The sequence below is a fragment of the Shewanella sp. A22 genome, assembly GCF_053850585.1.
In genome coordinates, this window is record NZ_JBSQBN010000059.1 from 15,452 (window position 1) to 27,655 (window position 12,204).

The window sequence follows — 12,204 nt, forward strand, 5'->3', positions numbered from 1 at the left end:
TCGAATGCAAGTATTTACTTTAGATTGGGTTTACACTTAGGTAGCCAGCAAGTAATTGCTGCCAATGATGTTGACTAAATTGCAGGGCCGCATGTTTCGCGTGTTCTTTGTTAAAAGAACGTAGTAAACGGTCTAGGTTCGCTTGTTGCCACTTTGGCTGTTGCGTACGTAACTCGCCTCGGTCAAAATCAATCAAATAGAATTTTCCGTGTGCAAGTAAGATGTTTTTTGCATTTAAATCGGCGTGATATACCCCACGCTGATGAAATTTGGCAATGGTTTCACCGAGTAAATACCACTGTGACTCCGTCATTGAATTATGGCTTAAGTAAGCCACTAGATCGTTTGCCCCAGTAACATGCTCAATAATAATGTCTGCTCGATACCACAACCCAAAACGTTCAACATTCGCCGCGATGGGGCGAGGAACGGCAAACCCTTCTTGATACAAAACCTCGAGGATTGCTAACTCTGCCACTGCACGGGTTCGTTTCAGACCGAGATATAGGTAAGCATCACGGCTGAACTTTTCCATCATGCCACCGCGCCAATAATGGCGTAATACCCATGTTTGCGATGCGTCCTGGTTATCTGTTTTAACAAACCATGTTGTGTAACGGCCTTTGGACTGGCCTACAATCGCATTTTTGTCTCGCCAAATGTCGACAGTGAAGTCTTGCGGAGCTAAGTGCTGAGCAATGGTTTCACACCATGCGATATGGCCAAGTTGAGTGGTTTTTATTTGCATCTAATTATCAATAGCATTGGTTAGATTGTGGATCGAAATAACATTATACCTTAAGATCACCGACTTGCCTTCACAGCCTTATTCTTTCACCTACGCATATTGGATAATTAATGAAAGCTGACTTTAGTGCGATACGGTCATTATGTTTACTGCGTTTGTCTGCCATTGGTGATGTATGCCACGCAGTGGCAATGGTGCAGGCAATTCAAAAACAGTATCCAGACCTGAGTATCACGTGGATTATTGGTAAAGTTGAATATCAATTACTCAAGCATTTGCCTGGGATCCAGTTTATTATTTTCGATAAGTCCAAGGGCTGGCGTAGCTATGTTCAGTTGCGTCGCGATCTTCAAGGCCAGCGCTTTGACGTGTTGCTGCATATGCAAGTTGCACTTCGCGCGACCATTGCGTCACTAATGATCAAGGCACGCGTTAGAGTCGGATTTGATAAGGCAAGAGCTAAAGAAGGTCAGTGGCTCGTCACCAATCATGCTGTTGACCCCTTAGAAACACCCCATGTGTTAGACGGTTTTATGGGGTTTGCTAAAGCCATTGGGGTAACTGATTTAACACCAAGCTGGAATATTCCTGTACCACAAGCCGACACCGACTTTGCTAAACAGCTGGTAGGAGATGGTAAGGTGTTAGTGATTTGTGCTGCAGCCAGTAAAGCCGAACGCAATTGGCTACCAGAGCGATATGCTGCAGTGGCTGATTATGCAATATCACGTGGTTATAGAGTGATGTTGTGTGGTGGCCCAACGGTATTAGAAAAACACTTAGCGGATGAGATTCAATCCCATAGCCAACAGACATTAGGTAACCAAGTCGGTAAAACATCATTGACCCAGCTGCTTTCTGTGCTAAAACAAGCCACAATTGTACTGGCACCTGACACAGGACCGTTACATATGGCTGTCACCCAAGGTACACCAGTGATTGGCTTGTATGCTCATTCTAACCCTGGACGAACTGGACCTTATTTATCACAAGAACGCGTAGTGAGTGTTTATGATCGGGTGATGGCAGATAAATTTACTGGCCCTGTACCTTGGGGAGCTAGAGCTAAAGGTGGCGACTTAATGCAACGTATTAGTATTGAACAGGTCGTTAATCGATTTAATGAATTTATTGTTAGTGATGCGGCTCATTAGCAAATAACAAACACAACGTTGGTCTGAAGTGTATATAGCGTCTTCCATAGGCTAGACTAAGTATTGGACGTGGTAATCGTCAAAGTAAGGTGAAATGTGGAAATTAAAAGTGTCTCATTTGTACTCACTAGCTGTAATCGTTTCGACTTATTAGAAGAAACATTAGTCAGCTTCTTTAAGTTTAATACTTATCCAATCGCTCAATATATTCTTATTGAAGATAGCCATAACGTGGATAAGCTAATGAGTGTGATTAATAAGTTTGAGGGGATTGATTTTTTAGTATTACACAATGACCCTCAGTTGGGACAAATGAAAAGCATTGATAGAGCTTATGCTCAAGTGACTAGTGAGTATATTTTTCATTGTGAAGATGATTGGGAATTTTACCGTGAAGGCTTTATTGAAGACTCATTTAAGGTATTAGACACAGATGAAAAAGTGGTTACTGTGTGGCTGCGTGAACAAGATGACACCAATGATCACCCTATTGAGCCAGCGTTATTTCATTGCAAAGATCCTCAGGGGCGATGTTACCAAATTATGCAGCGAAACCATCAACGTAGGCCAGGGGCTCCACTTTGGCATGGTTTTACCTTGAATCCTGGTTTGCGTCGGACTAAAGATTTTCAGCTTATCGCACCGGTTGGTGAAATGAAAGGCGAGTCAAGTATGAGTGATGTTTACCATCAACATGGTTTCAAAGGGGCCATTTTCCCTACAGGCTATATGCGTCACATTGGCTACCATCGAGGTATTCGCTATAAGGTTGGCCAGAGTCGACTCGCTAAAGATTTTTCTGTCGGCTGGAAGCGAGTCAAAGCAAAAGTCTGCCAATGGTTAGGTATTTAACGTTAGCACTTTTAGGGCCTGTTGATCTTTCAAGGTTGATGAACGAAAGGCCTTTGAATGCCATTCATTTTCAGTGAACGGCATTCATTTTTTCGTGAGTTTTAGTATTTATATTTACTGCGGAATAGGCCGAATATTGCACTGAGCAGTGGAATAGGTAATTTTGTTTTTCTGTGTTGTTTAAGGATATACCAGTTCCATGCTTGCTTTTTATACGTAAGCACTTCTTCTTTAGTTAACTTATCTTTAAACATGTTGCAGTAATCTATGATGTATTTTAGCTCTCTCATAGGAACTTCTTGGCGATAACCCCTACCAGAATAATGTATAAAGTCCGCTTGTTGATAATTATCGTAACCTAATAATTGCATACGATTAAAGTTAGCTTCAACACCTACGCTTTTGATGTTGTCCCTTCTGATAAGATAGTTAATGTAGGTTTGATCGTAAAACTTAACTTGATTACAAATAGCCTGCATTTCATCGATGCTGGCCTGATTAAAAAGACCGGTTTCTTTTGATACTAGGAACATTCCTGAGTTGTAATAAATGGTTTTACCGTCTTCTTTAGGCCACTCGACTTCACCTAAGACATGGTTGATTTGCTCTGCCTGTTCACTACGATCCCGATGGCGCCCTTCATTAAACATGTAAACGGTATCAAGATCGGGATATAACTCAAATACATCACGCGCCCAAGGTGTCACGATAATATCCGCATCTAGATATAGAACGCGATCATACTCTTTAAGTATTTCAGATATATACAGCTTTTCAGACCATGCGGGGCTCGAGTCAAACTTAGGCTTATGTACGTGGATTTTATAATGAAGTTGGTCTGAAACAATGACATCAGCCCCAATTTTTTCTCCATAAGCTTTAAAGCTTGAAATTGCAGCGCGATACATTGGGTTATCGCCAATAGCGAGAGTAAAAATAGCCTTCTTCATTCGTTCACCTTGTTTCTATTCAAATTTTTTCTGCTTAGTGTTAAGTCTTTAACGTCGAGAGTTCATTTGTTTATATTGTTGGAATACTCGATCAACGCTGATGTCTTCGATGTATCCCCGGCCTTCAGTAGCATACATTACGTGAGACATTTCTGTTTCAGGTGGTGCCCAATAAGGTTTTTTCTCGCGCATCATTGCCAGTAATGGGCGGTGAGCGGCAAAAGCAAAGTGCAGTATTGCTGTATCAACGGTTACAACAAAATCAGAATGTGCAATAAGTGATGGTAGCTCAAAAAAATGTTCGTTTACCGTGAAAACAGCTACTTGTAAGTTGTTTTGAACCGTGAATTTTTGGGTTTCAATACAAACCGATTCAAAATTTTCTTGAGTGACATTAATAATAAAACGTTGTGTCGGATCTATTTCTGATATTTTTTCAATCAAGGAAAATAACTGCGACAATTTCCAGTCTTTCTTTGCATTGGTAGATAAGTGGTTTAAAAATATAAGTTTTCCTTGCTTTTTTAGATCGCTAAATTTGGTGTTTAACCATGACTGAGTGATGGGATTAATTTCTTCAGGGATCGTTAACGTTGGCATTAGTTGCTCAGGCGATAATGTTAGCCCCAAGACCTCATTAAATATCATATTGTATCTGTCAGTAATGTGATGTGCCTTAGGTAAGTTATTCTCATTTAAGATAAAAGTATGATCTGAGTGACGAAAAAATATCTTGTTTAGCCAGCCAAATGAAGCACTTTTAGGGATACTCGACACAATAAATGCTTTGTCGTTTATGCTGCGAGCGATATGCGAATATTGGCGACTTTTACTGACTGAATGACAAAATATAATGTCATAATGACGAAGCTTGGCTTGTTCTATGTGACCATGCATTGCTGCTTGTGAATCTGTGCATCCATAAGTTAACGTGAATGCACCTTCAGTGTTCATCCATTGTTGTAATATTTTGCTTCGAGATAAGCGCCAGCTGTCATTATTACAACGAATATCATCTAACCAAATGTCGATTTCAATATGGCTATACTGCTTTTTTAAAGCGATTAAAAACGTTTTTAAGTAGAGAAAGTCGCCAAGCGCAACAGGCGAAATGAACAGTAAGCGTTTACACGTTTGTAATTGCTTTGAAGAAACGATTGGCATAGGAATAGGCAGCTTTGTGGACAGTTATAGATGAAATAATACCTTGAAAAGAGCACTTTTTGAATCAATACCTTGATAAAATCAAATGGAAGTATTGATTTCAATTTAATAACTGGCGAGTTGGTCGAGAGGATTAGATATAAATTGAGGCGTGTTATCATTTATACTAGTGTTCTTTATAAAATCTAATGCGGAATGATTGATAGGAATTGACTTGCGATGATCTGTTTTGATGTTTTACATCCCTATTATTTACCACAATATTTTCCTGTTGCTGCAGAGCTTCAGAAGCGTTCGGTTCCTGTGACGTATGTGATATACAAGAGTGTTGATCAGCAGTCGGTATTGGAGTCACTTGTGAATAAGCACCAGCTAAATGTTGTCTGGGTTAATGATGAATCAGAAGCGCTTGAATTTTATTTATTGAACAAACCTAAGTGGATTGTGTTTGGTAATGCATTTGCTTCGGCGTCTCGATTAAAAGGGATCAGTCAAACAGCTTTGATGCAGCATGGCGTTGGGCCAAAGTCGATATACTATACCGTGTCAAAAGGCGATATTGAAGTTCGCTTTGTAGAAGGCCAATATCGTTTAAAGCGTTTACAAGATATGTTCCCTGATAAAGTGTTTATTGATACTGGTTATGCCAAGTTAGATCCCATTATTCAAGGAGATGAAAAGGGGTTAGACTTAGTTTCTTTAGGGTTAGACCCGAGTAAAAAAACCTTATTATATGCCCCGACATTTTATCCTAGTAGTATTGAGGCAATGGCTAAAAATTGGCCCGCTCAATTTTCGGAATATAATATTTTGTTAAAGCCTCATTATTTTTCACTGAGTAAACCGAGTTATAAAAAACAAAAAGCACTGCTTACTCATTGGGCTAGCTTCGATAATGTGTATTTGGCACCAGCAGAAGAAGCAAACTTGTTACCATTTATGGTTTCAGCTGATGTATTAATCAGTGATGCTTCTTCGGCATTATTTGAATTTGCCGCATTAAATAAACCTGTCGTATGGTGTGACTTTTACCACTTACGTTGGTCTTATCGCGGAATATTCAAATTTAGGTTTGAAAATCGTGTTGACCAAGATTTGTATCGTTATGCGGATATTGCCGCTCACGCCAAAACATATAAAGAATTAAAGCAAGTTGTTGACCAACAGATATCACAACCAGAGCTATTTGCCAGTCAAAGGGCTAAATATACTGCTGAGCTCGTTGGGGTGGTTGATGGCTTTTGTAGTAAACGAATTACTGATTATTTATTAAACTAAGGGTTTAGATGAACATTATTACATTCGGTACATTTGACATGTTTCATATTGGTCATTTAAATATTTTAGAAAGAGCAAAAGCATTAGGCGGCAGCTTGGTTGTTGGAGTGTCATCTGACGCGCTTAATTTTAGTAAAAAACAACGAAACCCTATTTGTGATGAAACAGACCGAATGAGAATTGTTGCGGCGTTATCATGCGTTGATCAGGTTTTTCTTGAAGAGTCATTAGAGCTTAAAGCCGAATACATTCAAAAGTATCAAGCTGATTATTTAGTGATGGGAGATGATTGGGAAGGGCGTTTTGACCATTTATCTCATCTCTGCAAAGTCGTGTACTTGCCAAGAACGCCAGCTATTTCTACAACAATGTTAATAGAAGTCGTCAAAGAAATTAGATAAGTATTGCTATTATCTCGATGCAAAAAATAATGCTATGGATATGACCATACCCATAGCATTATTTCACTTCGTTGAGCGGGTTAAACCATTATTGACCAATAAAATGTTGGGTTTTAAGCCAATCTAAATATTCTGGTACTGCTTGTTCAACCGTTTTAAACTCACCTTGATAACCCGCAGCTCTTAGTTGAGTTAAATCTGCTTGAGTATAGCTCTGATAAGCCCCTTTCAATTTGTCTGGGAAAGGAATGTACTCGATGTGCCCTTTACCGTGGTAGGCAATAACAGCATTGGCAACATCATTAAAGCTTTGTGCTTGGCCTGTGCCGCAGTTATAGATGCCCGATACTGATGGGTTCTGCCATAGCCATAAATTAACCTTAACCACATCTTCTACAAACACAAAGTCACGAAGTTGCTGGCCGTTTTCATATCCATCAACACCTTCAAATAAACGGCATACGCCATTGGCATTTATTTGGTTGTTAAAGTGGAACGCCACACTGGCCATGCCGCCCTTGTGTTGTTCACGCGGACCATATACGTTGAAATAACGCAAACCAGCCACTTGGCTTGTAAGTTTTTGCTGTCTTACATATTGATCAAATAAGAACTTAGAGTACGCGTAAACATTGAGTGGCTTTTCAAGTTCACGTTGTTCAATAAACTTTTCGCTGCCGCCGTAAACTGATGCTGAAGATGCGTAAATAAATTGGCAGTTATTGGCTTGGCTGTAATGTAATAATGTTTTTGAATACTCATAGTTATTGGCCATCATAAACTTGCCATCCCACTCGGTGGTTGATGAGCAAGCGCCTTGATGGAAAATGACTTCGAGTTTGTTATCAAAATCACCAGCGCTGATTTGTTTAATGAAGTCGTCTTTATCGAGATAGTCTGCGATTTCACAATCGGCTAGATTGAACATTTGAGTACCGTCAGTTAAATCGTCAACGGCAATAATGTCATTTCGCCCCATGGCATTAAGTTGTTTTACTAAATTACTACCTATAAACCCGGCTGCGCCTGTCACAACTATCATATTCGTATTTCCATTATTGTTGCTCGCGATGAGCGTAATTTAACACATTGCGAGAATCTAAGATTGTTTGTTCAAAAAGTCGGCGATGTCATTCGATGCCTGATCAAAATTGATTAATGCCATATTACGCCCCGTTCGTTTTCCAACTGGAGGCGTATAAGCAAACCGCTTACTTGGTTCCGATAATGTGCCCCATCTTATATGAGGCGTTGAACGTCTTCCTGCATAAAACCCAACGGTTGGCACATTATGTAGCCCTGCAATATGCAGCGGCCCTGTAGAACCAGCAATAAACATGTCTGCGGCGACCAATGACTCAGAAAAATCAATCAAGTTATCTAGCGGTTTAGCTAACGACACTTTAATTGCAGTCTCTGCCAATAAAGTCTTAATTTCTTTAGCTAGCTCTAATTCGCTTCCGTTAAATGTTAAAACAAAGTGACATGCTGATTGAGTCAATGTATCAATGTTTGTGATTAACTGAACGAGCTTTTCTACGGGTACGCAACCAGAAGACCCACCTGTACCGGGATGAATGAAAATCAGCTTTTCATTGGTTAATTTTTGATAATATTCTTGCCAATGCTCTCTGCGGGCACTCATATCCCAAAATCTATCAGGTAGCTTAGGGATAGCATAACCGTGATGCGTTAAAAAGTGCTCTACCAGCATGCACGCACCTCGCCAGCAGCCTTCGCTGTTTAAGTATTCATTGCTTGCTCTATGTTGATATAAATATTGGTACCAATTATGTTTAGGTACTAATTTATATGGAATATTGCTTTTATTAAGGATTTTATAAATTCGAAATTCTGATAACAAAATGATCACGGCGTCGTAATGTTGCTTGGCAATTTGTGCTGCAATGCTAGTATCATCTTTTGAGTCGATAATGGTGTTGTCTACATATGGGCAGGCTTTAGCAAAGGACTTCACTACTGGTGCGATAAATACATCAATTGTAGCTTCAGGCATTGCTTTTCTGAGTAGGTATAGTGCTGGCCATGTCAGTACAAAATCACCAATTTTATCGTGCTTAATGACTAAGATTTTTTTCATATTACTGTCTGAAAGATAAAATATTAACTCAATTCCATCTGATGATGGGGCGCATTATGTTGTGAATGTTAACGACTTCTCAACCATCATAATGGCTGTAGGCAAGAGTATATCAACTCAAGAGCGTTTGTTCATCGTTTTACAATAGTAATTGTATCTAGGGTGAACAATTACAGATGTGGCTTGCTATTATTTATCCCACAAGCTTGTTGTTAGGAATTGTTTACCAACAAACTAATGCCAGAATATTAGTGATATACTCCCCAATCTATCGCTGTCAGAATAGCGAAAAGGATGTGAGCTTTGGGAAGTCACGTGGTGACGGCGTTAAATGTAAGCTGTTTTTATTATATTCAATGAAATTTCATTAATAAAAGTACCCTAACAATAGCTTCGGGCATTTTATTCGGTAGTTTGTTGCTATGACTGAATATTTCAGGATTAAATATCTGTAGTTGAACATGATTGGAACTGGACGTTTTGGTTAGTAATATTATGAAATTTAAAGTTTTTCTAATTAATTTAGATAGCAGTACTGAACGGTTTACGTTCATGGATGAGCAGCTAAAACAATTGGGTATCGAATACCAACGTATTTCCGCGGTATATGGGAAAGATTTACACGATACCGATATTGCCAAAGTGTACGATCCTCATAAGAATCTTCAAAAATACGATAAAACGCTCAATCTTGGTGAGATAGGGTGTTACCTCAGCCATGCTCATTGTTGGCAGATGATTATTGAGCAACAGCTAGATTATGCATTAATTCTCGAGGATGACTCTGTTTTAGATCCCGCATTAATGACAGTGATGCAGCACATAGGTCGCCTTTCTGCAGATTGGGATTACATTAAGTTATGTCATGGGCGTAAACAGAAAGGTATCGTAAAATCGATAGTGCTTGATGAGCGCTTTAGTTTGTCGACCTGTTTAAAGCTACCTTCTTCTACTCGTGGTCAGTGCGTGTCGTTGGCTGGGGCGAAAAAATTATTGGCGACGGCATTTCCGATTACTCGTCCGGTAGACATTGATATTCAGTATTGGTATGAAAAGCAGTTACGTTGCTTTGTTGTTAGGCCTTTTCCTGTGATTGGAACCGATTTAGAAAGTGACATCAGTCGTCAAGGAAAGCGTAATAAAGCGAAACGTCATCATTTACTGCGAATTTGGCAAAAAGTGAAATTTGAGCTGGAATTATTGAAATATAAAAAATCACTCCCGTCGCTTCCTAAAATACGTTAACAGTAATGTTGCTGGCGAATACTGCATCTGTAGATGAATTGTTGAGTGAGAACAAGATAAATTTACAATTACAAATGATGATCTAAAGGCGAAAGATTATGCACAGAAGAGCAATTTATCCAGGTACTTTTGATCCTGTGACTAATGGTCATACGGATTTAATCGAACGTGCTGCACGCTTATTTAAGCACGTGATTATTGGCATTGCATCAAACCCTTCCAAGCAACCGCGCTTCTCTCTTGAGGAGCGTGTTGCTCAGGTTAATTTGGTCACTGCACATTTAGACAATGTCGAAGTGGTTGGTTTTACTGGCCTGTTGGTTGATTTCGCCAAAGAACAGCATGCAAGTGTGCTAGTGCGTGGATTGCGGGCAGTATCCGATTTTGAATATGAGTTTCAACTGGCCAATATGAATCGCCGTTTAAGTCCAGATCTTGAAAGTGTATTCTTGACGCCTTCGGAGGAAAATTCATTTATTTCTTCTACGTTAGTGAAAGAAGTGGCATTACACGGTGGTGATGTAAGTCAATTTGTTCATCCACAGATTGCCGCAGCCTTAAAACAGAAAGTTGCGCAGAACCAAGCAAATAATAAGGGTAACGTAATATTATGATAAAAGGATTTAGTAGACTTACTCATGCGGTGACAACGCTGGGGTTCAGCGCGATGATGCTTTATGGCAGTGCTCAAGCTGCACCATGGGTCGATACCTCAGATATCTATTTGCGCGCCGATATTCAAGCTTTGGCGGATGCAGGAGTGATTAGTGCGCCAATTAATACCTTCCCATTAATGTGGTCAGGTATCGGGGCTGATTTAGCCAATGCCGAACCGTCATTATTAACGTCTGATTTAGTTGATGCCTTTGCAAGGGTCAATTTTTACTATCAAAATGCCGTTGGCAACCGAGGTAACACGAGTATCAAAGTGGCTGCAGCATCTGATGAGGCGCGCTTCCAGCATTTTGGTTCCGATTACCGTGAAAAAGGCCAACTACAAGGCTCACATGAATACACGGGTGAGCGTTTTGCTTACAAAATTTCAGCATCTGCAAATTATGATCCTGCTGATGATGAAGAGTTACGCTTAGATGATTCGTATGTTGCCGTGGTATTAGGCAACTGGATTGTGACCGCAGGGAGTGTTGGCCAGTGGTGGGGACCAGGATTCGACTCGTCACTTCATAAATCAAACAACGCCCGACCAATGCCATCTTTAATGGTTAGCCGTAATAACTCACAGGCTTTTGAAACACCTTGGTTGTCATGGATAGGCGATTGGAGCTTAACTGGTGGTGTGAGTGTCACCGAGAAGGAGCGTTATGCCCCTCATACTTTATTGTGGAATCTACGAGGTGCCATTAAGCCATTTAAACAATTAGAAATAGGGTTGTCTTGGACTACCCAGTTTTGTGGTGAAGGCCAAGAATGTAGCGTTAATACCGCCATTAAATCCATTACTGGCCAACGTGATTGTCGAGCTGATAATGTTGATGAGGTAGGATGTTCAAACTATGGTAATCAGATGGCGGGCTTCGATGTTCGTTATGCCGATACCTGGTTTAATGTGCCTGTGGGTCTGTACCTAGAGCGCACCTGTGAAGACTCTAAAGGTGAGCCATGGGAAATTGTTGATTGCGGTAAAATGGTGGGCGTAGACACTCGCTTTAATATTGCCAAGCAACAATATAAACTGTTTGTTGAGTACACCGATACGATGGTGTATTGCGGTGAAGATAAAAACCAGTTTAACTGTTTTTATGAGCATTCAACTTACCAAAGTGGTTCACGATATTATGGACGAGCTTTTGGCAGTACCTATGACAGCGATGCCAATGTATATGCCTTAGGGGTAATTGGCCAGTTCGATAATAGCCACGGGTTTACCTCGATATTCCGCTATGCCCAACTCAATAAAGATGGCGCTAACCTCGGTGGAGTATGGGCGCCACAACCTTTAAAAGAAGATATCATGATGCTGGAGTTGTCATATCGTTTGCCCATGCTTAATGGCATGCTGACGCTAGGTGGAACGGTATCTAATTCTGAATTTGACGTGCAGGATGATGACACACAAGGTACAGTTTTCTCCACTTACGAATATCGATTTTAAGCGTTATCCTTGATTCAATTAGGGAGCCAAATGGCTCCCTTTTTTATGTGAAGTCTAAATGTAGGGCGGTTTTATACCAATCTCATTAAATATCTGGTCAGTTCAGAGCCTCTCAGGTTTTTCAATTCAAGGCACATTGATGTAGAAATGGTTGTTCCCTTTTAAATCGATGTAACACAGAAGTGGAATACCTGAGAG

12 protein-coding genes are annotated in these 12,204 nt (G+C 40.1%); 7 read left to right on the forward strand and 5 right to left on the reverse strand.

Annotated elements, in window-relative coordinates:
• Nucleotides 1–19 precede the first annotated feature (19 nt).
• On the reverse strand, nucleotides 20–748 hold the full coding sequence (locus ACWXWT_RS11940; RefSeq protein ID WP_456041809.1) for a 3-deoxy-D-manno-octulosonic acid kinase: 729 nt from the start codon (nucleotides 746–748) through the stop codon (nucleotides 20–22).
• 110 nt (nucleotides 749–858) lie between these two features.
• On the opposite strand from ACWXWT_RS11940, the gene ACWXWT_RS11945 reads away from it, so the two are divergent.
• Both ACWXWT_RS11945 and ACWXWT_RS11950 read left to right on the forward strand, forming a co-directional pair.
• Nucleotides 859–1,902: a glycosyltransferase family 9 protein gene (locus tag ACWXWT_RS11945; RefSeq protein ID WP_456041810.1), complete on the forward strand. Its 1,044-nt coding sequence runs from the start codon at nucleotides 859–861 to the stop codon at nucleotides 1,900–1,902.
• A 96-nt stretch (nucleotides 1,903–1,998) separates the two neighbouring features.
• Nucleotides 1,999–2,754 (forward strand): glycosyltransferase, encoded by a 756-nt coding sequence (locus tag ACWXWT_RS11950; RefSeq protein WP_456041811.1) that lies wholly within the window; start codon nucleotides 1,999–2,001, stop codon nucleotides 2,752–2,754.
• Between the two features lie 101 nt (nucleotides 2,755–2,855).
• Here ACWXWT_RS11950 and ACWXWT_RS11955 read toward each other — a convergent pair whose 3' ends face one another.
• Both ACWXWT_RS11955 and ACWXWT_RS11960 read right to left on the reverse strand, forming a co-directional pair.
• Nucleotides 2,856–3,704 carry a glycosyltransferase gene (locus tag ACWXWT_RS11955; protein WP_456041812.1) on the reverse strand — a complete coding sequence of 283 codons (849 nt, stop codon included), beginning with the start codon at nucleotides 3,702–3,704 and terminating at the stop codon, nucleotides 2,856–2,858.
• 48 nt (nucleotides 3,705–3,752) lie between these two features.
• Nucleotides 3,753–4,868, reverse strand: coding sequence for a glycosyltransferase family 9 protein (locus tag ACWXWT_RS11960; protein ID WP_456041813.1), 1,116 nt, complete (start codon nucleotides 4,866–4,868; stop codon nucleotides 3,753–3,755).
• Nucleotides 4,869–5,087: 219 nt separating this feature from the next.
• Between ACWXWT_RS11960 and ACWXWT_RS11965 the strand changes: the two genes are divergently transcribed.
• Both ACWXWT_RS11965 and ACWXWT_RS11970 read left to right on the forward strand, forming a co-directional pair.
• The gene (locus ACWXWT_RS11965; RefSeq protein WP_456041814.1) at nucleotides 5,088–6,146 is read left to right on the forward strand and encodes a CDP-glycerol glycerophosphotransferase family protein; all 1,059 of its coding nucleotides are present in this window, start codon (nucleotides 5,088–5,090) and stop codon (nucleotides 6,144–6,146) included.
• Nucleotides 6,147–6,154: 8 nt separating this feature from the next.
• The gene (locus ACWXWT_RS11970; RefSeq protein ID WP_456041815.1) at nucleotides 6,155–6,547 is read left to right on the forward strand and encodes an adenylyltransferase/cytidyltransferase family protein; all 393 of its coding nucleotides are present in this window, start codon (nucleotides 6,155–6,157) and stop codon (nucleotides 6,545–6,547) included.
• Between the two features lie 88 nt (nucleotides 6,548–6,635).
• Here ACWXWT_RS11970 and rfaD read toward each other — a convergent pair whose 3' ends face one another.
• Together rfaD and ACWXWT_RS11980 are read right to left on the reverse strand one after the other, a co-directional pair.
• Nucleotides 6,636–7,589, reverse strand: a complete 954-nt coding sequence (rfaD, locus tag ACWXWT_RS11975) for an ADP-glyceromanno-heptose 6-epimerase (RefSeq protein ID WP_456041816.1) — start codon at nucleotides 7,587–7,589, stop codon at nucleotides 6,636–6,638.
• A gap of 57 nt (nucleotides 7,590–7,646) precedes the next feature.
• A complete protein-coding gene (locus tag ACWXWT_RS11980; RefSeq protein WP_456041817.1) occupies nucleotides 7,647–8,648 on the reverse strand; it encodes a glycosyltransferase family 9 protein in 1,002 nt (333 codons plus the stop codon).
• Between the two features lie 495 nt (nucleotides 8,649–9,143).
• Here ACWXWT_RS11980 and ACWXWT_RS11985 point away from each other — a divergent pair, with 495 nt between their 5' ends.
• From ACWXWT_RS11985 to ACWXWT_RS11995, 3 genes are all read left to right on the forward strand, one after another.
• Nucleotides 9,144–9,893 carry a glycosyltransferase family 25 protein gene (locus ACWXWT_RS11985; RefSeq protein WP_456041818.1) on the forward strand — a complete coding sequence of 250 codons (750 nt, stop codon included), beginning with the start codon at nucleotides 9,144–9,146 and terminating at the stop codon, nucleotides 9,891–9,893.
• A 98-nt stretch (nucleotides 9,894–9,991) separates the two neighbouring features.
• Nucleotides 9,992–10,507 (forward strand): pantetheine-phosphate adenylyltransferase, encoded by a 516-nt coding sequence (gene coaD, locus ACWXWT_RS11990; RefSeq protein WP_456041819.1) that lies wholly within the window; start codon nucleotides 9,992–9,994, stop codon nucleotides 10,505–10,507.
• Nucleotides 10,504–12,006: a capsule assembly Wzi family protein gene (locus ACWXWT_RS11995; protein ID WP_456041820.1), complete on the forward strand. Its 1,503-nt coding sequence runs from the start codon at nucleotides 10,504–10,506 to the stop codon at nucleotides 12,004–12,006. Before coaD ends, ACWXWT_RS11995 begins: the two co-directional genes overlap by 4 nt.
• Nucleotides 12,007–12,204: the final 198 nt, after the last annotated feature.

Excerpts from the sequence above, each read along its gene's own strand:
- ACWXWT_RS11940 (WP_456041809.1), bottom strand. The coding sequence starts at position 748 with ATGCAAATAAAAACCACTCAACTTGGCCATATCGCATGGTGTGAAACC.
- ACWXWT_RS11945 (WP_456041810.1), top strand. The coding sequence starts at position 859 with ATGAAAGCTGACTTTAGTGCGATACGGTCATTATGTTTACTGCGTTTG.
- ACWXWT_RS11955 (WP_456041812.1), bottom strand. The coding sequence starts at position 3,704 with ATGAAGAAGGCTATTTTTACTCTCGCTATTGGCGATAACCCAATGTAT.
- ACWXWT_RS11960 (WP_456041813.1), bottom strand. The coding sequence starts at position 4,868 with ATGCCAATCGTTTCTTCAAAGCAATTACAAACGTGTAAACGCTTACTG.
- ACWXWT_RS11965 (WP_456041814.1), top strand. The coding sequence starts at position 5,088 with ATGATCTGTTTTGATGTTTTACATCCCTATTATTTACCACAATATTTT.
- ACWXWT_RS11970 (WP_456041815.1), top strand. The coding sequence starts at position 6,155 with ATGAACATTATTACATTCGGTACATTTGACATGTTTCATATTGGTCAT.
- rfaD (WP_456041816.1), bottom strand. The coding sequence starts at position 7,589 with ATGATAGTTGTGACAGGCGCAGCCGGGTTTATAGGTAGTAATTTAGTA.
- ACWXWT_RS11980 (WP_456041817.1), bottom strand. The coding sequence starts at position 8,648 with ATGAAAAAAATCTTAGTCATTAAGCACGATAAAATTGGTGATTTTGTA.
- ACWXWT_RS11985 (WP_456041818.1), top strand. The coding sequence starts at position 9,144 with ATGAAATTTAAAGTTTTTCTAATTAATTTAGATAGCAGTACTGAACGG.
- coaD (WP_456041819.1), top strand. The coding sequence starts at position 9,992 with ATGCACAGAAGAGCAATTTATCCAGGTACTTTTGATCCTGTGACTAAT.
- ACWXWT_RS11995 (WP_456041820.1), top strand. The coding sequence starts at position 10,504 with ATGATAAAAGGATTTAGTAGACTTACTCATGCGGTGACAACGCTGGGG.